Here is a 22,403-nt window from a genome sequence, read left to right as displayed (position 1 = left end):
GATCCGGCTGCTATGCCGAGGTCGTTGAAAGCCAAGATCGCGAGGCCTTATCAACTGACTGTAGAGCGGCCCTTAAATTCGATATTTTTTGCAGGCACGGCTAAATAAAACGCCCTGGTTCATCACCATTGAAGGGTAATGGCGCTCTCGAACTCTCGTTCCTGCCCCGTGACCGGGTCGACAAATTTCAGTCCTTGGGCCAGCAACTTCAAAGGATTGGCGTAGTCATCCTCGACATCCTTGAGCACCCGGGGATAAAACGGATCATTACAAATGCTCGCACCCAGCGCCGTCATGTGTACCCGCAGCTGATGCTTCTTGCCCGTCACCGGGTAAAGTCCATAACGCCAGAGATCCCCGTTTTTCTCCCTGATCTCGACGGCTGTCTCGGTATTGCTGGCGCCCGGCCCTTCCTGCATGCGGAAAAAAGGCTCGCCATCGACAAGACGGCTCTTGTGCACCAAGGGAAATGAGAGATCAGGCAATGCCCCGGCAATGGCCTCGTACCGTTTCTCGATCTGCCGCGCAGGAAACAACGACTGATACGCCGATCGGCTCTGCGGGTTGGCAGAAAACAACACAAGCCCCGCGGTATGCCGGTCAATTCGATGCAAGGGCACCAGGTGCGGGTTATCCAGGCGACGAATCAACCGTCTGAGCAAGGTCTGCTCCACATACTCCCCCGCCGGAGTCACAGGCAGAAAGTGCGGCTTGTCTGCCACGACCAGATGCTCATCCGCGTACAAAATCGACTCGACCACCGGGATCGTTTTTTCGTCCGGTATTTCGCGAAAATAGTGAATTCTCAGGCCTTCCCTGTAAGGCAGATCAACGGTGATCGGCGCACCTTGCCCGTCGAGGACGCGGCCGCGGGCAATTCGATCCAGCCATTGTTCACGCCCGATGGCACTGAAGTGCTCGCACAGGCAGTCGAGCACGGTCTGCCACGGGCCGGGGGGCAAATAGAGCGTGCTCGCCTGGTGGTGTGCAGCCGAAAAAGTTGAAGTGGACATACGAAAGCTCTAACCCTCAATGCAGGGCGGCATTATCCGACAGAGACAGGAGTGAGCCTAGAAGAGATTCTCAAGCAGGAATCTGCTTGCGCGCCGCGGCTTCTGTGTATTCCTTGAGCCAGCGCAGCACATCGACCGCTTCCCAGCGCGCCGGGTCATAAAGCGCATACAACAAACCCTGGTAGCCCACGACGTCCAGTTGCCGGTGATAGCCAGCGCGCTGAAACAAGGCTTCGATTTCTGCAAAACAGGTATTGAAATGCAGTTTGTTGAAGGGTGTTTTGCCTTCCGTCACCAGACCATCAAGACGCAGTTCGAGAACCGCTTCGCGTACTACGTCCACCGACATCCGGTTCACGCTGCTTTTCAATTGTTCGACATTGACCACGATTCATCCCTCTCACGCCCGGGCTCGCCTGCTCAAACCCTGAAGTCAGGGGTGACAAGGTCGGCAATCCGGATAACTGTATGCGCATACAGTATCCGAATCGCATTGATTAAGCCAAGGGGATCATTCGCGAAGATCGACAGGCGGGAACAGGCCATCGCAAAAAACGCTTATCGCAGGAACGCCACCACGTCATCGGCACTGAACGGCCAGCCTAGCTCCGCGCCATTATCGACCCGCCGTAAAACAGGAATGCGCAGACTGTAGGCTTCGAACCAGGTTTCGTCCTCAGCGATATCCACCAGTTCCACCAGCAAGCCGCGCTCAACAAATTCCATCAGCATGGCTTCGGCCACTTCACAGAGATGGCACCCGAGGGTGCCGAACAACTGACATTCAGGAAGCATGAGCGCTCAACCTAAAAAATGAAGTGCTTATTCTAGGCCTGCCCCGAAAAGCCGTCGAGCCATTGAATCCTCTGCCTTGAAACGTGAATTTCAGCAGTCTCAATCCTGACTGACGGCACCAATCTTGTGTACCGACAAGTCTGCACCGTAATACTCCTCCTCCTGGCTCAACCGCAGACCATGGAGCGCCTTGATCACGCCATACACCGCAAAACCACCGGTCAATGCCACGCCAACGCCCAACGCGGTACCAATTAACTGGCTGATCAGGCTCACCCCACCCAACCCACCCAGTGCACCCTGACCGAAAATACCGCAAGCAATACCGCCCCACGCGCCACACAGGCCATGCAGGGGCCAGACACCCAGCACATCGTCGATATGCCACTTGCTTTGAGCGGCAGTGAAACACCAGACGAACAACGCACCGGCAATCGCACCGGTCACCAGCGCGCCCACCGGGTGCATCAGGTCGGAACCGGCACAGATTGCCACCAGCCCGGCCAATGGGCCGTTGTGCAGAAAGCCAGGGTCATTGCGCCCGACGATCAATGCCGCCACGGTGCCGCCAACCAAGGCCATCAATGAGTTCACCGCCACCAATCCACTGACACCTTGCAGGGTTTGGGCGCTCATGACGTTGAAACCGAACCAGCCGACAATCAGGATCCATGAACCCAACGCCAGAAAGGGAATGCTCGAAGGCGCGAACGCCACCAGGCGTCCTTCGCGATAACGGCCATTACGCGGCCCCAGCAACAGCACCGCCGCGAGCGCCAGCCAACCGCCCATGGCATGGACCACCACAGAGCCGGCAAAATCATGGAAACCTGCGCCAAAACGTTCCAGCAACCAGGCCTGCAAGCCAAAGTTGCCGTTCCAGATCATGCCCTCGAAAAAGGGATAGACGAACGCTACGATCAAGGCGGTCGCGCACAACTGCGGGACGAACCGGGCGCGTTCGGCAATGCCCCCGGAAATGATCGCCGGGATCGCCGCCGCAAAGGTCAGCAGAAAGAAAAACTTCACCAGGCCATAGCCGTGATCGGCATTGATCACCGCGGCCGGTTGCATGAAAGTGACGCCGTAGGAAATCCAATAGCCTATAAAGAAGTAAGCCAGGGTTGAAACGGCGAAGTCGCTGAGGATCTTCGACAATGCGTTAACCTGGTTTTTTTGGCGAACCGTTCCGACTTCAAGAAAGGCAAAACCGGCGTGCATGGCCAGTACCATGACGGCGCCGATCAGTATGAACAATGTATTGGAGCTATGGACCAGACTGTCCACAGCACTTTGCAGATTTTCCATGGATTTGGCAGACCTTTAAGGCTGAAAAAAGCACCAAAGCAGTTCGTGCGGGCAATCCATGCACCAAGTTGTGACCTTCCCGCATCGAGCAGGTCACCCCAATGAACCGATTTGGCGCACAGGGTTCGTCATGGCCAACGATGACCGGGACAATTTCACGGGTTTTGATTGTTTGAGTTAACGTTTTACTGAAATCATGCCCAGCGACAGCGCAACGGCGCAGACTGACGCACCACGACATAGCAAAAGTTGTACCAGTCATTTGTACTGAACCTTCACCCAAGGCTCATACTCGAACGTTTCAGAAGCCACTTATGGAGATCACCCATGGCCAGCATCAAGGCAAAGACTGCTCAAGAAATCCTGATGAGCGATTTTCAGACTCTGGTCAACGACACCGAACGGTTGCTCGAACACACCGCCACCCTGGCCGGTGATCAGGCCGACGAGCTGCGCGACCAGATCCACGACAGTCTGCTGCGTGCCCGCGAAACCTTGCGACTGACCGAAGACTCCCTGCGTGACCGCGGCAAGGCAGCCGTCACTGCCACCGAAGACTATGTCCAGGCCAACCCATGGCAATCGGTCGGGATCGCGGCCGGCGTCGGCTTCCTGATTGGCCTGCTGGCGACGCGGCGCTGATATGGCAATCGGTGAATCCGGTTCGTCCGAGACGGGGCAAAGCTCCTCACCGCGGCGCCTGGGCGCTGCATTCCTGGGCCTGCTGCACAGCCATGTCGAGCTGTTCGGCATCGAACTGCAGGAACAAAAAGCCCGCACCGTAAGCCTGTTGCTGTTTGCCGGGTTGGCGCTGGTGTTTGCGTTGCTGTTGCTGGTAGGGTTGTCGACGCTGGTGCTGATCCTGTTCTGGGACACCTATCGTCTGCCGGCCATCATTGGGCTCTGTGTGTTTTACGCCCTCGCCGCCCTCTTCTGTGGCCTGCGCCTGAAAGCGGCGATCTTCGATGAGTCCTCTCCCTTCCACGGCACTCTGGAAGAGTTGGCCAATGACCGGGAGCGCCTGCTGCCATGAGCCTGCCTGAACTGCCTCGAAACAGCACGCGCACAGAGATGCGCAAGGCGCTGATTCGCCTGCGCATGGAAATGCATCGCCAGGAAATCCGCCACGAGTCCGCGCAACTGCTACAACCCCTGAACCGTGTGCGCGGGATGACGCAAAGCCTGCAGGACGGCTTCGGCATCAAGCACGCTCCGCTCTGGGGCGTAGCCGCCGTAACTTTGCTCGGTTTCCTGACCGGCAAGGGCGCAAAAAACGGCGGAGGGCTGAGCAGCCTGACCCGGCTGGTTCGGCTTGGCACCACATTGGTGCCCCTGATCAAGCTGATCTTGCAAGGCTCATCGCGTAAACAGTAAACCATCGCTATCTGGCTGCATTCTTGCAACACGCACGGGCTGAGCCTCTTTATAGAGGGGTTCAGCCCTGTTCGCCCACCCGGTGATCAGGCTCATTCCAAAAACAAGATCTGCTAAGGAGGCCTCGTGATCGACGGGCAACCGCTCGCTTGCTTTCAACCGTTCATCGATACCGCTACGGGCCGTATCGCGGGTGTTGAGGCACTGGGTCGACTGCGGCAAGCCGACGGTCAACTGGCGTCAGTGGGTCCGCTGTTCGCCGACCCGCGAACAAACGCCATCGTCCTGCGTCGGCTGGATCGCCAATTGCGCGATGACGCCTTGAGGCGTCTGCATGAAGCGCCTTCCGACTGGTTCATGAGCCTGAACATTTCACCCCGCTGGATCAGCCGCCTGCGTCCGGACCAGCCGCTGCCGAGCCTCAAGCAACTGAGCAGTCAGGGGATCGATCCACGGCGAATCGTCTTCGAGATCACGGAACTGGGGGGCGATATCCAGCGTCTGGCCCAAGTGGTGACGCGTTACCGTCAGGCCGGCGCACGGATCGCCATCGACGATTTCGGTGCCGGCTACTCCCAACTCGATCGCGTTCTGGCGTTGCAGCCAGACATTCTCAAGCTCGACATGCGCCTGTTCCAGGCGGCGGCGCTGGGTGGGCCCAGCACTGACGTGGTCAAGGCCCTGGCCTTGATGGCCGAGAAAACCGGTTGCTGGATCATCGCCGAAGGTGTGGAAACCGAAGCCCAACTGAATTTTGCCCTGGAATGCGGCTCACGCTACGTGCAGGGTTTTCTGTTTGCCGGGGCGCAAGAGGACTTCTTCGCCACCGACGCCTTTGTCGAGCGCTTTGCACAACTGCGCCAGCGTTATGTTCAGCAAAAGCTGGCCGAGCGTGGTCGTTTGATGAACATGCGCCAGCAACTCGGCGAACTGATGGCGATCCTGCAAGCCTGGGCACAAAACCGCGCCCCGCTCAGTGCCCTGCCCCAACTGGATGCCTTTCCCTGGCTGTTGCGCTTCTATCAATGCGACCGGCACGGAACCCAACTGACGCCAAACCTTGAATGGCGCAATAACGGCTGGGTCGCCGATGACCGTTATCTGGGCCACAACTGGTCGTGGCGCCCCTATTTCTATCATCTGTTGGCCGAGGGCTGGGATGAGCGTCGACTGACCCTTTCCAACACTTACCGCGACGCCACCAGCAATCAGTACTGCCTCACCGCCGGGCAATTTTTCGACAATGGCGAACGCTTGCTGCTGATCGATATCGATGCCGTCGGGCTCTAGGAGCCGGGACCGCCCGGCGATGGCGACAGCTGACTCGACGTTGCAGCGCCCGCTGCACCACCATCGCCGGCCGGTCTTGCACCTGCAGGTAGGCGTGTTTTTCCCTTGCAGGTCCTGATGCGAACCGGGAAGCTAAAGCAATCAGTCACCTGACGGAGAGAACCAGCCTTGGATTGGCACACCCTGCTTACCCGTGAACGCCTTGGAAAACCGCTGCACAGTCCGGAAGAACTCGGGCGCAGCCCCTTTCACAAAGACCATGACCGCATCATTTTTTCGGGTGCGTTTCGCCGCCTCGGGCGCAAAACCCAGGTTCATCCGGTTTCGAGCAACGACCATATCCACACCCGTCTGACCCATTCCCTTGAAGTGAGCTGCGTCGGTCGATCACTGGGCATGCGTGTCGGCGAAACCATCCGCGGCGCCCTGCCCGACTGGTGCGAACCCAGTGACCTCGGGATGGTGGTGCAATCAGCCTGCCTGGCACATGACATCGGCAATCCGCCGTTCGGGCATTCCGGTGAAGATGCGATTCGGCACTGGTTCCTGCAAGCCGCCGGCCGTGGCTGGCTGGACGCGATGAGCGAAGCGGAACGAAGTGACTTCCTCAATTTCGAAGGTAACGCCCAAGGTTTCCGAGTGCTGACTCAGCTTGAGTATCACCAGTTCGACGGTGGGACGCGTCTGACCTACGCGACCCTGGGCACCTACCTGAAGTATCCATGGACGGCCCGGCACGCCGACTCGCTGGGTTACAAAAAACACAAATTCGGTTGCTATCAGAGCGAGCTGCCGCTACTGGAGCAGATCGCTCACAAACTCGGCCTGCCGCAACTCGAAGAGCAACGCTGGGCGCGTCACCCGCTGGTGTATCTGATGGAAGCCGCCGATGACATTTGCTACGCGTTGATCGATCTCGAAGACGGCCTGGAAATGGAGCTGCTGGAATACACCGAAGTCGAGTCCCTGTTGCTGAATCTGGTGGGCGATGACCTGCCGGAAACCTATCGCCAGCTTGGTCCGCAGGATTCTCGCCGGCGCAAACTGGCGATCCTGCGAGGCAAAGCCATCGAGCATTTGACCAATGCGGCGGCCCGGGCCTTTGTCGAGCAACAGGACGCACTGCTGGCCGGCACCCTGCACGGCGACTTGGTAGAGCACATGCACGGCCCCGCCAAACGCTGCGTTCTGAACGCCAAGGACATGGCGCGCAAGAAAATCTTCCAGGACAAGCGCAAGACCCTGCACGAAATCGGCGCCTACACCACGCTGGAAATCCTGCTTAACGCTTTCTGCGGCGCGGCACTTGAGCAACACGGCGGTCGGACGCCATCGTTCAAGAGTCGGCGGGTTCTCGACCTGCTGGGCAACAATGCACCCGACCCCAACGGCCCGTTACACGCGTCGTTCCTGCGCATGATCGACTTCATCGCCGGCATGACCGACAGCTATGCCAGCGACATGGCACTGGAAATGACCGGTAGCTCTAGCCACTGACAGGAACAGGGACATCAGCCATTACGCCCCCCTTAATGGCTGATGTCCCCCGAAAACTGCAAGTGCGCTCAAGGTTCGCGGAAATCCCCTACAGCTCCTGTCGAGTGAACTGATCGATTTATCCGCGTTTCCCACGGAACAATCACGCCTACTTTGTTCGATAGAAAAAGCGTGAATAATATGATCAAAGACAATCTGCGCATCTTGTTGGTGGAAGATCACCCGTTTCAGCTCAGAGCCACTCAGTACCTGCTCGAGAGTTACGGCTTCACCCAGCTCACCACCACTGACTGTGCCCAAGGTGCATTGCAACTAATGCTCACCGCCACACAACCGTTCGATATTCTTTTGTGCGACCAGTGCCTTCCCGATCTCTGCGGCCTTGATCTGGTCAAATTTGCCAGTCATCGAGGGATGATAAAACAGGCAATACTTCTAAGTAGCCTGACACCCGCTGAACTGGACCAACTTAAACACATGGCAAACACCCATGGACTCCCGTTGCTGGGCTACTTGATCAAGCCTTTGAAACAATACGAATTCAGAAAATTATTGACCCTGATCCCATAACAAAAAATCCAAAAAAACCAGCGCCGAATATTACAACTAAACCTCAACAACGTTTATTGATCCTTATAAAAAACCTAGTTGACACGTAGGCCCATTCCTTTTTGCATGTAGGAACATTCCTATAATGGTGCTACGACTACCTCAGTTCATACGTCACCTCAACTATCTGAGCTAAGGTGCGCGCTTTATTTGAGCTTGCATGGAATTTTATTATGAACTCCGTTTTTATTGTCGACGATCACCCTGTCATCCGACTTGCCGTCCGTATGCTACTGGAACACGAAGGCTACGAAGTCGTTGGCGAAACTGATAATGGGGTCGACGCCATGCAGATGGTTCGCGAATGCATGCCCGATCTGGTCATTCTCGACATCAGCATTCCCAAGCTGGATGGCCTGGAAGTACTGGCCCGCTTCAACGCAATGAGCACCCCACTTAAAACATTGGTATTAACGGCACAATGCCCGACACTTTTCGGTATTCGCTGCATGCAGTCCGGTGCTTCTGGATATGTCTGCAAACAGGAAGACCTGAGCGAACTGATCAGTGCCATTAAAGCAGTATTGTCAGGTTACAACTATTTCCCAAGTGAAGCGCTCAACCCGGTTCGCGGCGATGAAGCGCGTTACGCCGAACTCGAACTGTTCAAGTCAGTAAATGATAGGGAACTGATGGTATTGCAACTTTTTGCCCAAGGCCGCACCAACAAGGAGATCGCCAAAGGCATGTTTTTGAGCAACAAAACTGTCAGCACTTATAAAAAACGTCTCATGCAAAAGCTCAAGGCCAAATCCCTGGTTGAACTTATCGAAATGGCAAAACGTAACGCTTTGGTGTGAGAAACAGGATGCTCAGTCGTTTAAAGGATTTTCTGATACTCACGACAGCAGGCTTATGCTTGAGCACCTCATTGCTCGCGGCGCAGGACGGTGAGGATTACGTCTTGCTCAGCCGCATGACGGCCGGAAATCTGGAAGTCCAACTGGATCCATCGCAACGACAATGGGTCAGGAACAAAGGTGAATTGGTTCTGGGTACCTCAGCACCGGATTATCCACCGTTCGACCTGACCCTCAGCGGCCACGACTATGAAGGCTTCACTGCCGATTATGCGGGCATACTCGGCAAGGCCACGGGCTTGCCCATCAAGGTTCAACGCTTCTCATCCCGGGGAGCCGCAATCGAAGCACTCAAAAACGGCGAGGTTGACTTGCTCGGCACCGCCAATGGATTCGAAGCAAGCAATGCCGACATCGTATTGTCCATGCCCTACGCGGTGGACCAACCGGTCCTGGTGACACGCGAAGGCGAAACCCGATCACTGACTGACGGCCTTGCCGGTCTGCGCCTGAGCATGGTGTATCACTATCTGCCGCTGGAGGAGGTCAAGGCCCTCTACCCGAAGGCGATCATTACATCCCATCCCTCCTATCAGAATGCGATCAACGCCGTAGCCTTCGACCAGGCGGACGTGTTTCTCGGCGATACCATTTCGACCCATTACATGATCAACAAGGGCTACCTGAACAACATCCGCATGGCCAACTTCGGCAAACACGAAGCCCACGGATTCAGTTTTGCGGTGCACAAGAACAACCCGGAACTGCTCGGTATCATCAATACGACGCTCATGGCGATCCCTGTCAGCGAACGAGAAAACATCGCCAAGCGTTGGAGCGCCGGCAGCGACATCCTGCTCACCGATCACAAGCTGGAGCTCAGTTACGGCGAAGAACGCTGGCTGGCGCAACACCCGGTGGTCCGCGTAGTCGTCAATGAAGCACTCGCGCCACTGACGTTTTTCGACAGTGACGGCAACTTCCGCGGCGTTGCCGCCGACTTGCTTGAACTCATCAGGCTGCGCACCGGTCTGCGCTTCGAGATCCAGCGCAGCCGAAGCGACAGCGACATGATTCAGCGGATCAGAGACAACCAGGCCGATCTGATCGCCGCACTGCTGCCCAGCGCAAAACGGGAAAGGCTGCTGAATTTCAGTCGACCCTATCTGCAAAACTCCAATGTCCTGTTGACGCGCAAAGCTGCAGACAGCCCTGCCAATCTTACGCAGCTTCATGACAAGCGCGTGGCCATCGCCCAAGGCAATCCACTGATAGATTTTTTGCGTACCGAGTTCCCGCAGATAAAACTCATCAAAATGCCGGACACGTTCAGTGCCGTGGAAATGCTTGCCGAGGGCCAGGCAGAAGGTGCAGTGAGCTCTCTGGTGATCGCCAACTACTTCATCTCATCGCGGCTCTTCGAGCACAGCCTCCAAATCAGCACCACCATCGGCACAGAGCAAGCGGCATTCTCTCTGGCCACCGGCCGCAACGCCAAGGAACTCAATGACATCCTCAACAAGGCGCTGTTGAGCATCTCGCCGGAGGAACTGGGGATTATCAACAGCCGCTGGCGTGGTTATTCAGCGTCCTCACAAAGCACCTGGCGCACCTATCATCGGGTGTTCTATCAAATCGTCATCGGCGCAGGCGTGCTGTTGTTAATTTCCATGGCCTGGAACGCAAACATGCGGCGCCAGATCAATCAACGCAAAGCGGCCGAGCGTGCATTGAACGATCAATTCGAATTCATGCGTTCACTGGTCAACGGCACGCCACATCCGATTTATGTACGTGATCGCCAGGGCCTGCTCCAAAGCTGCAATGACAGCTACTTGCAAGCCTTCAGTGCAAAACGCGAAGACGTCATTGGCAAAAGTGTCATTCAAGGCACTATGAGCAACGCCTTCGAAGCCCGGGAATATCAGGCCGATTATCAGCGCGTCGTGGCCGAGGGCATACCCCTGATTCTCGATCGTGAACTGCACATCGGTGGACGCCGGTTGACGATCTATCACTGGATTCTCCCCTACCGTGACTCTTGCGGTGAAGTGCAAGGCATCATCGGTGGCTGGATCGACATCAGCGAACGGCGGCAACTGTTCGATGATCTGCGTTGTGCGAAAGAGCGCGCCGACGAAGCCAACCGGGCCAAAAGCACATTCCTGGCCACCATGAGCCACGAGATCCGCACCCCGATGAATGCAGTGATCGGCATGCTCGAATTGACGCTCAAGCGTATCGAACAGGATCACCCGGATCGTCCAGCCATCGATGTGGCGTACAACTCGGCAAAAGACTTGCTGGAATTGATCGGCGACATTCTCGACATCGCCCGCATCGAATCGGGGCACTTGAGCCTGAGCCCGGAGCGTGTCAATCCGCAGGAAATCGTCGCGTCAGTAGCACGTAACTTCGATGGGCTGGCCCACCAGAAAGGACTCGAATTGCGGCTGGAGTTCAACCCGGCCAACCCACCGATCGACGTCCTGCTGGACCCGTTGCGTTTCAAGCAAGTGCTGTCCAACCTGGTCAGCAACGCCATCAAGTTTACCGAGCACGGTCAAGTCAGGATTATCGTCAATCTGCAGCCGTCCGCCGAGCCGGGCCAGGTACGAATGCAATTGCAAGTCGAGGACAGCGGTATCGGAATCAGCGAACAGGATCAGCAACGCCTGTTCGAGCCTTTCGCTCAGGCCGATAACGCCGGACAGTCCGCCAGGGGCGGCACCGGGCTTGGCCTGGTGATCAGCCGCGGTTTGTGCGAAAGGATGGGGGGCTGCCTGCAGTTACGCAGTCAGCCGGGGCTGGGCACTCAAGTGGGCATTACCTTGCACCTGCCCACATTGCCACGTGAACCTGGGCCGAAAATGGTTGAAACAGAAACACCCGCGACATTAACTCCCTTGAATGTACTGGTAGTCGATGATCACGCGGCCAATCGCCTGCTCATGTGTCAGCAGCTGGAGTTTCTGGGCCATCGATTCAGCGTCGCTGAGGATGGTCAGGCAGGATTCGAGGTATGGAAAGCCGGCACCTTCGATCTGGTCATTGCCGATTGCAACATGCCAGTCATGAATGGTTACGAGCTAGCCCGCGCCATTCGCCGCCAGGAATGCCGAACGCAACAACGCCCGTGCACCGTACTGGGATTTACGGCCAATGCACAGCCGGAAGAGATTCAACGTTGCAAACAAGCCGGGATGGACGATTGCCTGTTCAAACCGCTGACCCTGACGGCCTTGAGTCAATGGGTTGAGGGCATGGAGCCCATGGACCTCGCCCCCGTTTTCAGCCTGCAAGGATTCGAGCTGATGACGGGAGGCAATCCCGCACTGAACCGACGATTGTTGACCGAACTGATCAATAGCAATGGTCTGGACCGACAAAGCTTGCTGGCGTTATCCGGGTCCACGGATCCGCAGGTTTTTCTCGATATCGCCCACAAGATCAAAGGTGCCGCCCGAATCGTTCAAGCCTCCCGATTGATCGACACCTGCGAAGCGCTCGAAGCGGCCTGCCGCAGCCTGTTCGAGCCAGGCAGGACGGCCGAATGCTGCAAGGCCATCGAGAGCGCCATGCTCGAATTGGACCAGGCATTGCTGCAGCAAATTGGGCAAAACGACGGAAGCAAAATCACAGAGCCTTAACTATGCTTGGACGCTGAGCAGTGCGTTAACCATCATGGAGTGAACTGCATGCCCAACCCACTGCGCCCGGATCAACGGCGGTTTCCCCTGCACGTTCATATCAGTGTGATGTTCACCCTGCTGTTGTTGCTGACCGGGGTGGTGTTGGGCATTTTCAATTACCGTCAAACCACGCAGATCATTCTTTCCAGCAGCGAAAAGCTCTTCAATCGCATCGAGCAGGATGTCCGCCTGGATCTGCAGGCTACCTACGAGCCGATTCGCCATCTGCTCAGCTTGTTGGTGCTCAACCCCGCCGTGCAAGGTTCCGACCTTCAGCAACGCCTGGCGCTGCTCAAACCCTTCAGTCAGTCGCTGCGGGATAACCCGGATCTGGCATCCCTGTATCTGGGCTATGGCAATGGTGATTTTTTCATGGTTCGCCCGCTGCGCGCCCCTCAGCTGAAAACGCTGCTCAACGCCCCGGAAGCAGCGGCTTACCAAGTGTGGAGCATCGAGAGAGACACCCGCGGTCAGGCTCATTCCCAATCGTTGTTTTTCGATCAGGACCTGACCTTCATCGGTCGTCACGAAGACCCCGTCGACACCTACGACCCACGTAGCCGCGCCTGGTTTTCCAGCGCCAGCCGCGACAGCACCCAGATCACCACCGAACCCTATGTTTTTTTCTCTACCCACAACGTCGGCACCACGCTGGCCCTGCGCAGCGGCGACCATGCCGTGATGGGCGCCGACCTGACCCTGGAGGAACTCAGCGCCACCCTGGCCAAACATGTAGTGACGCCCGCCACCGAGATCGTGCTGTTCGATGCCCAAGGCAATGCCATCGCGTATCCCGACAGCAGTCGTCTGATCGTCGACGACCAAACGGCGCGTCTGATCAAGGCCGCCGACCTGAGCCCCAGCCTCGGCGCTCTGCTCAACAGCCCCCCCGCGGGCAATCGTTTGAATGTCGGCGGTCGCCAATGGATCGTGGCCCGCAGCAACATGCAGGAAGGCGGTCCCCAAGGTCTGCAGTTGGCACTGCTGGTGCCGGAAGACGAATTGCTGACCGATGCCTACCGCATGCGCTGGCAAGGTGCGCTGATTACTCTGGCGACACTACTGTTGTGCGTTCCTCTGGGTTGGCTGACGTCGAGGGTGTTGGTCAAACCCCTGCGCGCGTTGGTACAGGAAGCGGATGCGATTCGCAGCTTCGACTTCAATTTCCCGGTTTCCCGTCGCTCCCCGGTGCTGGAAGTCGATCAACTGAGCGTGTCGATGGCGCGCATGAAAGAAACGCTGGCAAGCTTCTTCCAGATCACCGACAGCCTGAGCGCCGAGACCCGTTTTGCGCCGCTGATGGAGCGGGTGTTATTTGAAACCGTGAAAATCGGCCAGGCCCAGGCCGGTCTGATTTACCTGCGCGAAGGAGACGGTGATCGCATGGAGCCCCAGGGTCTGGTCATCAATGACACCGCTGAAACGCTGTCGTCATTCGATATCCACGGGCATGATCTTCAAGACCCGAAAACTCCAGCCTGGATGCAACAGCTTTCGACCGCCGACAATGTCGTCAGCCATTTCGGCTTCGAACAGGCGGGGGATTTGCAAAAAGTGTTGCTCGCACTGGCTTGCCCTCGGGTTCATCTGATCGGTATCCGCTTGCACAATCGTCATAACGAAACCGTGGGCCTGCTGGTGTTTTTATTGGCCGACAGCGGTAACCAGAGTGACTTGGAAAAACTCCGGCCCGACCGTATCGCGTTTCTGCAGGCAGTGTCCGGTGCGGCAGCCGTGAGTATTGAAAGCCAGCGCCTGCAAGCCCGACAAAAAAACCTGCTGGATGCCTTCATTAAACTGCTAGCCGGCGCGATTGACGCCAAAAGCCCCTACACCGGAGGGCATTGCCAGCGAGTACCGGCCCTGGCACTGATGATTGCCCAGGCTGCCGCGGCCAGTCAGGATCCAGCCTTCAGCGGTTATCGCCCCACCGAGGATGAATGGGAGGCGCTGCACATTGCAGCCTGGTTGCATGACTGTGGCAAGGTCACCACACCTGAATACGTCGTCGATAAAGCCACGAAACTGGAAACGTTGAACGACCGCATCCACGAAATCCGCACCCGTTTCGAAGTGCTCAAGCGTGATGCCTGGGTCCGCTATTGGCAAGCCGTTGCAATGGGGGGGGACGAGCAAGACCTGTCGCTATTGCGCGATGCCACGCTGACGGCGCTCGATGATGATTTCGCCTTTATTGCCCGGTGCAACCTTGGCGGTGAAGCGATGGCAGAAGCCGACCTGCAACGACTACGCAGCATTGGACAACGCACCTGGACCCGAACCCTGGATGACCGGTTGGGCGTTTCCTGGGAAGAGAACCGGCGGCAGGAACGCACCCCGGCACCGACATTGCCGGTCAGCGAGCCGCTGCTGGCGGACAAACCCGAGCATTTGTTCGAACGCATCGACGCCGAACTCATTGGCCCGGACAATCCCTTGGGATTCAAGCTCGATGTGCCGCGCTACAAATACAATCGCGGCGAGCTCTACAACCTGAGCATTACCCGAGGCACCCTGACGAACGAAGAGCGCTACATCATCAATCATCACATGGTGCAGACGATCCTGATGCTCAACCACCTGCCCTTCCCCGGCCACCTGCGCAACGTTCCGGAAATCGCCGGAGGCCATCATGAAAAAATGGACGGCACCGGTTATCCCAAACGCTTGAAGCGCGAAGACATGAGCCTGCCGGCGCGGATGATGGCGATTGCCGATATTTTCGAGGCGCTGACCGCTGCCGACCGCCCCTACAAGAAAGCCAAATCCCTGAGCGAAGCGCTGGGCATCATGGCCAACATGTGCCGGGACGCTCACCTCGATCCGGAATTATTCGGGTTGTTCATCAACGACCACATCTATCTGCGGTACGCCGAGCGTTTTCTTAACCCACGGCAAATCGATGCGGTCGATGCGTCAAGCCTGCTGATCAAGGCAGGCTTGCGGGTTTGATCAGCAATCGGTCAGGCGCAGGAAAATCGCTGCCAGTTGCTCGATGCCGGCCTGATCCTCTGCGGTGAAACGCGCCAGTTTCGGGCTGTCGAGGTCCAGTACGCCGATCAAACGACCGTCCTTGACCAGCGGCACGACCAGTTCGCTGTTCGATGCGCTGTCACAGGCGATATGCCCTGCAAACGCATGCACGTCTTCGACCCGTTGACTCTGCAAGGTCGCTGCCGCTGTTCCGCAAACGCCGCGGCCGAACGGGATCCGCACGCAAGCGATCTGCCCCTGAAACGGGCCCAGCACCAGCTCTTCATTGCGATTGAGATAGAAGCCGGCCCAGTTCAGGTCATCGAGCTGATTGAACAGGAAGGCCGAAAACTGTGCGGCATTGGCGATGAAGTCCCGCTCGTCCGCCAGCAACGACTCAAGCTGCGCGTGCAGCATGCCATAGCCTTCGAGGCCCTGGCCGCTCTTGTGTATATCGATCATGCCTTGTGCTCCAACAGTTTCAGCCCAACCCAATAGCGGGCAAATTGATACGCGCAACGTCCGTTACGATTACCGCGCCCGGTGGCCCAACGCACCGCAAGGATGTCCAGTTGCTCGTCGCGTTGCCACTTGAGGCCGGCCTTGTCCGCCAGTTGGCCGATCCAGTGTTCGACCACGTTGAGGAAATGCTCCTGGGTGAACGGATAGAACGACAGCCACAGTCCGAAGCGGTCCGAGAGCGCGATCTTGTCTTCCACCGCCTCGCTGGGATGCAGTTCGCCGTCGACTCGCTTCCAGTTTTCGTTATCGCTTTCCTTTTCCGGCACCAGGTGGCGACGGTTGGACGTGGCGTATAGCAAAACATTATCCGGTGCCTGCTCAAGCGAACCGTCGAGTACGCTCTTTAGTACGCGGTAATCACCTTCGCCCGACTCGAACGACAGGTCATCGCAGAACAACACGAAACGTTGCGGCAGTTTGGCGATTTGTTCGACGACTCGCGGCAAATCGGCCAGGTGATCGCGCTCGATTTCGATCAGACGCAAACCCGCCTTGGCGTGCTCGGCCAGCAAGGCGCGAATCAGCGAGGATTTACCGGTACCGCGCGAGCCCCAGAGCAATGCGTGGTTGGCCGGCATGCCATCAAGGAACTGTTGGGTATTGCGCCCCAGTTGCTCCACTTGGCGATCGACGCCTATCAGGTCGGAAAGACGCATGTCGAGACTGACTTCCAGGGGCAACAGAAAGCCGCTGCGACCCTCACGCTGCCAGCGCGCCGCCAGGCTCTGAGTCCAGTCGATGGCATGCCGAGGGGTGGGCAACAGTGGCTCGATACGAGCCAGAACGGCATCGGCGCGTTCAAGAAAAGCATTCAATCGGGAATCCACGTCTTTTCCTCGGGCACGTTCACAGTAATGATGGCGATACAGCGACGAAACATGGTGGTCGATGAGCGGTTAGCCCCGTGTGCAAGGGCTCGCCAGGCACATCGGAATCCATGCATGATCGACTATGCTTGAGCAGCGAAGGGAAACGGAAGTGGTTCAACACCCCATGGACATTAAATTCACCAACCGACTGTCTTACAAACAGGCGCGGCTTACCGTGCTGGTCGGTTTCATTCTGGGCATGCTGCTCAGCCTGCTGCAAATAGGCATCGATTATGCCAGTGAAGACGCTTCCATCAACCGCGAAATACAGTCTTTACTGGAAATCAGCCACAACCCCGCGTCCCGCATCGCCTATAACATTGATGCCGAACTGGCTCAGGAACTGACACTGGGCCTGCTGCGCTCACCCGCAATCATCGGCGCGAAACTGACGGACAACAACGGCAACGTGCTGGCCAACGTCAAACGCCCGGGCTTGCAAAGCGGCTATCGGGTGCTCAGCGACTTCCTGTTTGGTGCCGATCGCCAGTTCGAAGACCGCTTGTATCTGGATCACTTGCCGAACGAATCCCTTGGCACGCTGCAACTGGACGTCGACACTTACTCCTTCGGCTACCGTTTCCTGCGTCGGGCCGAGGTGACCCTGCTTAATGGCTTCGCCCGCAGTCTGATCCTGTCGGGCATCCTGCTGGCGCTGTTCTACGTGATGCTGACCAAACCATTGGTGCGCCTGATCCACGAACTCAGTGGCCGCGATTCGCGCAGTATGGAGCCGACGTCACTGGAATGTCCGGCGGGGCACGCCGACGATGAAATCGGCGTACTGGTGAAAGTGGCCAACCAGCAGTTTGAAAATGTCGCCACCGAAATCCAGCAGCGGCGCAACGCCGAAAACCGCCTGACCGACTATCTCGGCCAATTGGAAAACATCGTCTCGGCCCGCACGGCGGAACTCAAGGCGATCAATGCGCGGCTCAGCCAGTCCAACCAGGAACTGGAAACCGCTCGCAGCACTGCCCTGGACATGGCTGAAGCACGCTCGGCGTTCCTGGCCAACATGAGTCATGAAATTCGCACGCCCCTCAATGGCCTGCTGGGAATGATCGCGCTGTCCCTCGATGGCCCGTTGAATCCCGAGCAACAGCAACAACTGTCCATCGCCCATGACTCGGGCAAGGTTTTGGTGGAGTTGCTCAACGATATCCTTGATCTGTCGAAGTTCGATGCCGGTCAGTTGGAACTCGAACACATCCCGTTCGACCTCGCCTCGCTGATCGAAGACACCGCCAACCTGCTGTCGCAGAACGCCGCGCCGAGTGTCGAACTGACCTGCCTGATCGAACCGCAGTTTCCGGCGCTGGTGCTCGGCGATCCGACCCGGGTCCGGCAAATCGTCAGCAACTTGCTGTCCAATGCGCTCAAATTCACCCGATTCGGCCGCGTCGATGTGCGTCTGTCGACCTCTGACGACGGCGTCAGAATCGAGGTCTGCGATACGGGCATCGGTATCCCGCAGGACGCACAAGTCAAGATTTTCCAGCCCTTCACTCAAGCCGGTGCCGGCATCACCCGGCAATTTGGCGGCACCGGGTTGGGGCTGGCCCTGACCTACAATCTCTGCGAAGCCATGCAGGGCCGCCTCACCATCAGTTCGGAAGCGGGTTTCGGCAGCCAGTTCTGCGCAGAATTGCCACTCCCCCGTCACACCCGGGCACTCGCCATCCCGGCGCTGCAAGGCAGAGTGGTTGCAATCACTGCGGCCAGCAGCGGTTTGGCGGAATTGCTCGGCAGCTTGTTGCCAGGATGGGGGGTTGAATATCATCAGTGCGCCATCGATGACCCATTGACCGGATTGGCGCCCGATGTGCTGATTACCGATTGCCCCGAATGCCTGTTCAACCTGCGTCCCACTTTCACCGCGCCAATTTTGCTGGTGACCGCTTACGGCAGTTTCATGCCCAGCGATCAGGTCAGCGCCCTCGCCCCCCTGCAACAACAGGCACGCCCCTTGGCACGCAACGCACTGCACCAGACCTTACGACGAATCCTTCAACCGGATACCAGCATCGTCAATGCCCCCCATATCAACACCCACTCACCGCAACGACGCGGACGGGTGCTGCTGGTTGAGGACAACCCGGTCAACCAACTGGTGGCCAAAGGCATGCTCGGGAAACTCGGCTGCGATGTCACCGTCGCTGCCCACGGTGCCGAGGCGCTGGATCAACTGGAGTACAAGGAATTCGATCTGGTGCTGATGGACTGCAACATGCCGGTGATGGATGGCTATGAAGCCAGCCGGCAAATCCGCCGCAGCGGACGCTGGCCACAACTTCCCATCGTCGCCCTGACCGCCAACGCCATGTCCGAGGAACGCGAACGATGTCGTGCTGCAGGTATGAGCGACTACCTGGCCAAACCCTTCAGCCGGGAAGAACTGGCTGCCTTGCTCGACGTGTGGATCCCCCTTACGACAGTGTCTTGATTTGCCCCAACAGATGATCGAGGCCATCGCGCAGCTGATTCAATCGATCCAGATCCACACCGCTGTCGCAAAGCAGGCGAGCCTTCAGTGGCCCGACCCGATCGCGCAGCGCCAGGCCGGTTGGCGACAGGCTCAGGTGCACCTCACGCTCATCCCGCGCCGAGCGCTGACGCTGCACAAGTTGCAACTGCTCCAGGCGCTTGAGCAGCGGAGTCAGCGTGCCCGAATCCAGGGCCAGGCGCTCGCCCAGCGCCTTGACCGTCGGCTGTTCGGGTGCTTTTTCCTGCCATTCCCACAACACCAGCATGACCAGATATTGCGGATAAGTCAGACCCAACTGATCGAGCATCGGCTTGTAAGCACGAATCACTGCACGGGAAGCGGCGTATAGCTTGAAGCAGAGCTGGCTGTCGAGATTCAGCGAATCGACTGACAAGCTGTTCATTTGAGCAAGGCTTCAATCTCGCGGCTCAGGTCCTGCGGCTTGGTCGCCGGGGCGAAACGCTTGACCAACTGGCCGTCCTTGCCGATCAGGAACTTGGTGAAATTCCACTTGATGCCCTGAGAGCCGAGCACGCCCGGCGCGCGCTTTTTCAACTGGACGAACAGTGGGTGAGCACCGGCACCGTTGACGTCGATTTTCTTGAACAGCGGGAAACTCACGCCGTAGTTGAGCTCGCAGAACTCGCTGATCGCTCCTTCGTTGCCCGGCTCCTGCTTGCCGAATTGATTGCAGGGAAAGCCCAGCACGACCAGGCCTTGATCCTTGTAGGTCTGCCACAGCTCTTCAAGGCCCTTGTACTGAGGCGTGAAACCGCACTTGCTCGCGGTATTGACCACCAGCACGGCTTTACCGGCGAAATCCGCCAAGGTCTTTTGCTCGCCCTTGATGGTGGTGCAAGGGATGCTCAGCAGGTTATCGCTCATGTTCGAGGTACCGATTGAAGGGAAGTGAACATAAAGTAGCGAGCAATTGAATTGCGTGCAATTTAATTAATCAATCGACGCTGCTCGTTCGGTAGAACCCGAACCTGCAGGCGCTGGCTTGTCAGCGCCTGCAGGGCATCCCCACGCCCCGGTTCAGTCTCGAGGGACGAGGTCCAGGCACACCGAATTGATGCAATAACGCAGGCCGGTCGGTGGCGGGCCATCTGGAAATACGTGTCCCAGGTGCGCATCGCATCTGGCGCAGACCACTTCAGTGCGGATCATGCCGTGGCTGACATCACGAATCTCGATCATGGCGCTGTCGGCGATCGGTGCGTAGAAGCTTGGCCAACCGCAGCCGGAATCGAATTTGGTCGCGGAGTCGAACAGCGGCTCGTTGCAGCAGATGCAGTGGTAGACACCGTCGGTCCTGGTGTCGTTGTACTTGCCGGAGAACGGGCGCTCGGTGCCCTTGAGCCGGCATACGTTGTACTGCTCCGGATCGAGCATGGCTTTCCACTCTTCCAGGGTTTTTTCCAACTTTTCCATCGTCACACCTCAGCAGCTGAAAAAGCCCGATCTGTATCTTTTCCACGGATCGGGCGGCACGTATGATTGCGCCTCGTCAAACGCCAGTCTGGCAGCCAGACCACGCGCATTCAAACGGATTTATGGGTGCTGCCTCTCAAGGCTTCAGACCTGTGATTACGCAGGATTCCCAGTACGGTTGGTCATTCGCCGCCTGGATCGTTCATTTTCGGGAACACATCGCCATGCAGGTCAGCAAATCGAACAAGCTCGCCAACGTCTGCTACGACATTCGCGGCCCAGTGCTCAAGCACGCCAAACGCCTGGAAGAGGAAGGCCATCGCATCCTCAAGCTGAACATCGGCAACCCGGCGCCCTTTGGTTTCGAAGCGCCGGACGAAATCCTCCAGGACGTCATCCGCAACCTGCCCACCGCCCAGGGTTACAGCGATTCCAAAGGCCTGTTCAGCGCACGCAAGGCCGTCATGCAGTACTACCAACAGAAGCAGGTGGAAGGTGTCGGCATTGAAGACATCTACCTGGGCAACGGCGTTTCCGAACTGATCGTGATGTCGATGCAGGCCCTGCTCAACAATGGTGACGAAGTGCTGGTCCCGGCGCCGGACTACCCGCTGTGGACCGCCGCGGTCAGCCTGTCGGGCGGAAGCCCGGTGCACTATCTGTGCGACGAGCAGGCCAACTGGTGGCCGGACCTGGCCGATATCAAGGCCAAGATCACCCCGAATACCAAGGCGCTGGTGATCATCAACCCGAACAACCCCACCGGTGCGGTGTACTCGAAAGAAGTGCTGCTGGGCATGCTGGAACTGGCCCGCCAGCATAATCTGGTGGTGTTCTCCGACGAGATCTACGACAAGATCCTGTACGACGACGCCGTGCACATCTGCACGGCGTCCCTGGCGCCAGACCTGCTGTGCCTGACCTTCAACGGTCTGTCCAAGTCCTATCGGGTGGCCGGCTTCCGTTCCGGCTGGATCGCCATATCCGGCCCCAAACACCATGCCCAGAGCTACATCGAAGGCATCGATATGCTGGCCAACATGCGCCTGTGCGCCAACGTGCCGAGCCAGCATGCGATCCAGACCGCACTGGGGGGATATCAGAGCATCAAAGATCTGGTGTTGCCGCCAGGACGCCTGCTGGAGCAGCGCAACCGCACCTGGGAACTGCTCAACGACATTCCGGGCGTGAGCTGCGTCAAGCCGATGGGCGCGCTGTATGCGTTCCCGCGCATCGATCCGAAAGTCTGCCCGATTCACAACGACGAGAAATTCGTCCTCGACCTGCTGCTCTCCGAGAAGCTGCTGGTGGTGCAAGGCACGGCCTTCAACTGGCCATGGCCTGACCATTTCCGCGTTGTCACCCTGCCGCGCGTGGATGATCTGGACATGGCCATCGGGCGCATTGGCAACTTCCTGAAGTCCTATCGCCAATAAGCGGATTTTCACCGTGCGACGCCCTGACGGGTCGCACGGTGATTCATTCAGCAACATATGCTTGCGTCCTGCGGCTCACCGACGTATCAACCCCACACCTGTACGCACTTGCCGGGCTACGACTAGCGGCTACGGGGCTCGGGGCGTCCAATGACCTACAAACTCTTCCTGCCGAACCATCGGAAATGCCCTTCAAGCAGCTAAGCTGATGCCGTAAGACACAGTTTGAAATAGTCACTTGGTTGAATACCCCGGTGCAGCACCTTATATACCCCGCAGTACGCTACATCTTTAGCAAAAGGA

General features: G+C 57.7%; 20 protein-coding genes. 11 read left to right on the top strand and 9 right to left on the bottom strand.

Annotation, left to right across the window (positions count from 1 at the left end; all coding sequences use genetic code 11):
• Positions 1 to 122: 122 nt before the first annotated feature.
• From BLV61_RS25005 to BLV61_RS24990, 4 genes are all read right to left on the bottom strand, one after another.
• Entirely contained in the window at positions 123 to 1,013 is an 891-nt protein-coding gene (locus BLV61_RS25005; RefSeq protein ID WP_090468099.1) for a pseudouridine synthase, read from the bottom strand.
• A gap of 70 nt (positions 1,014 to 1,083) precedes the next feature.
• Entirely contained in the window at positions 1,084 to 1,401 is a 318-nt protein-coding gene (locus tag BLV61_RS25000) for a hypothetical protein (RefSeq protein ID WP_047527238.1), read from the bottom strand.
• A gap of 170 nt (positions 1,402 to 1,571) precedes the next feature.
• Positions 1,572 to 1,808 carry a glutaredoxin family protein gene (locus BLV61_RS24995; RefSeq protein ID WP_047527235.1) on the bottom strand — a complete coding sequence of 79 codons (237 nt, stop codon included), beginning with the start codon at positions 1,806 to 1,808 and terminating at the stop codon, positions 1,572 to 1,574.
• 99 nt (positions 1,809 to 1,907) lie between these two features.
• Complete coding sequence (locus BLV61_RS24990; protein WP_047527233.1) at positions 1,908 to 3,116, bottom strand: ammonium transporter; 1,209 nt, start codon at positions 3,114 to 3,116, stop codon at positions 1,908 to 1,910.
• 327 nt (positions 3,117 to 3,443) lie between these two features.
• Here BLV61_RS24990 and BLV61_RS24985 point away from each other — a divergent pair, with 327 nt between their 5' ends.
• From BLV61_RS24985 to BLV61_RS24945, 9 genes are all read left to right on the top strand, one after another.
• The gene (locus tag BLV61_RS24985) at positions 3,444 to 3,758 is read left to right on the top strand and encodes an ElaB/YgaM/YqjD family protein (protein WP_047527230.1); all 315 of its coding nucleotides are present in this window, start codon (positions 3,444 to 3,446) and stop codon (positions 3,756 to 3,758) included.
• A 1-nt stretch (position 3,759) separates the two neighbouring features.
• Positions 3,760 to 4,149 carry a phage holin family protein gene (locus tag BLV61_RS24980; protein WP_047527227.1) on the top strand — a complete coding sequence of 130 codons (390 nt, stop codon included), beginning with the start codon at positions 3,760 to 3,762 and terminating at the stop codon, positions 4,147 to 4,149.
• On the top strand, positions 4,146 to 4,490 hold the full coding sequence (locus tag BLV61_RS24975; RefSeq protein WP_047527226.1) for a hypothetical protein: 345 nt from the start codon (positions 4,146 to 4,148) through the stop codon (positions 4,488 to 4,490). Before BLV61_RS24980 ends, BLV61_RS24975 begins: the two co-directional genes overlap by 4 nt.
• A gap of 126 nt (positions 4,491 to 4,616) precedes the next feature.
• The gene (locus BLV61_RS24970) at positions 4,617 to 5,780 is read left to right on the top strand and encodes an EAL domain-containing protein (RefSeq protein WP_090468097.1); all 1,164 of its coding nucleotides are present in this window, start codon (positions 4,617 to 4,619) and stop codon (positions 5,778 to 5,780) included.
• Positions 5,781 to 5,948: 168 nt separating this feature from the next.
• A complete protein-coding gene (locus BLV61_RS24965) occupies positions 5,949 to 7,277 on the top strand; it encodes a deoxyguanosinetriphosphate triphosphohydrolase (protein WP_047527221.1) in 1,329 nt (442 codons plus the stop codon).
• 180 nt (positions 7,278 to 7,457) lie between these two features.
• Positions 7,458 to 7,847 carry a response regulator gene (locus BLV61_RS24960; RefSeq protein WP_047527219.1) on the top strand — a complete coding sequence of 130 codons (390 nt, stop codon included), beginning with the start codon at positions 7,458 to 7,460 and terminating at the stop codon, positions 7,845 to 7,847.
• A gap of 212 nt (positions 7,848 to 8,059) precedes the next feature.
• Entirely contained in the window at positions 8,060 to 8,686 is a 627-nt protein-coding gene (locus tag BLV61_RS24955) for a response regulator transcription factor (RefSeq protein WP_047527217.1), read from the top strand.
• A gap of 8 nt (positions 8,687 to 8,694) precedes the next feature.
• Entirely contained in the window at positions 8,695 to 12,336 is a 3,642-nt protein-coding gene (locus tag BLV61_RS24950; protein ID WP_090468095.1) for a transporter substrate-binding domain-containing protein, read from the top strand.
• Between the two features lie 48 nt (positions 12,337 to 12,384).
• The gene (locus BLV61_RS24945) at positions 12,385 to 15,330 is read left to right on the top strand and encodes an HD domain-containing phosphohydrolase (RefSeq protein WP_090468093.1); all 2,946 of its coding nucleotides are present in this window, start codon (positions 12,385 to 12,387) and stop codon (positions 15,328 to 15,330) included.
• Here the strand turns inward: BLV61_RS24945 and BLV61_RS24940 are convergent, their stop codons facing one another.
• Positions 15,331 to 15,813 (bottom strand): GAF domain-containing protein, encoded by a 483-nt coding sequence (locus BLV61_RS24940; RefSeq protein ID WP_090468091.1) that lies wholly within the window; start codon positions 15,811 to 15,813, stop codon positions 15,331 to 15,333.
• A complete protein-coding gene (locus BLV61_RS24935; RefSeq protein ID WP_047527209.1) occupies positions 15,810 to 16,700 on the bottom strand; it encodes an ATP-binding protein in 891 nt (296 codons plus the stop codon). The genes BLV61_RS24940 and BLV61_RS24935 overlap by 4 nt, the downstream gene beginning before the upstream one ends.
• A 166-nt stretch (positions 16,701 to 16,866) precedes the next feature.
• On the opposite strand from BLV61_RS24935, the gene BLV61_RS24930 reads away from it, so the two are divergent.
• A complete protein-coding gene (locus tag BLV61_RS24930) occupies positions 16,867 to 19,188 on the top strand; it encodes a hybrid sensor histidine kinase/response regulator (protein WP_279627447.1) in 2,322 nt (773 codons plus the stop codon).
• On the opposite strand, the gene BLV61_RS24925 is transcribed toward BLV61_RS24930, so the two are convergent.
• From BLV61_RS24925 to msrB, 3 genes are all read right to left on the bottom strand, one after another.
• Complete coding sequence (locus BLV61_RS24925; protein WP_047527206.1) at positions 19,172 to 19,633, bottom strand: MarR family winged helix-turn-helix transcriptional regulator; 462 nt, start codon at positions 19,631 to 19,633, stop codon at positions 19,172 to 19,174. The two genes, BLV61_RS24930 and BLV61_RS24925, sit on opposite strands and share 17 nt — an antisense overlap.
• Complete coding sequence (locus tag BLV61_RS24920) at positions 19,630 to 20,115, bottom strand: glutathione peroxidase (RefSeq protein ID WP_047527203.1); 486 nt, start codon at positions 20,113 to 20,115, stop codon at positions 19,630 to 19,632. Before BLV61_RS24920 ends, BLV61_RS24925 begins: the two co-directional genes overlap by 4 nt.
• A 153-nt stretch (positions 20,116 to 20,268) precedes the next feature.
• On the bottom strand, positions 20,269 to 20,664 hold the full coding sequence (gene msrB, locus BLV61_RS24915) for a peptide-methionine (R)-S-oxide reductase MsrB (RefSeq protein ID WP_090468087.1): 396 nt from the start codon (positions 20,662 to 20,664) through the stop codon (positions 20,269 to 20,271).
• Positions 20,665 to 20,888: 224 nt separating this feature from the next.
• On the opposite strand from msrB, the gene BLV61_RS24910 reads away from it, so the two are divergent.
• Positions 20,889 to 22,100 (top strand): pyridoxal phosphate-dependent aminotransferase, encoded by a 1,212-nt coding sequence (locus BLV61_RS24910; RefSeq protein WP_090469978.1) that lies wholly within the window; start codon positions 20,889 to 20,891, stop codon positions 22,098 to 22,100.
• Positions 22,101 to 22,403: the final 303 nt, after the last annotated feature.

Origin of the sequence: Pseudomonas mohnii (assembly GCF_900105115.1) — a bacterium.
GTDB lineage: Bacteria > Pseudomonadota > Gammaproteobacteria > Pseudomonadales > Pseudomonadaceae > Aquipseudomonas > Aquipseudomonas mohnii.
Note: the sequence above shows the minus strand (reverse complement) of the source record. Positions and strands in the feature narration are given on the sequence as shown.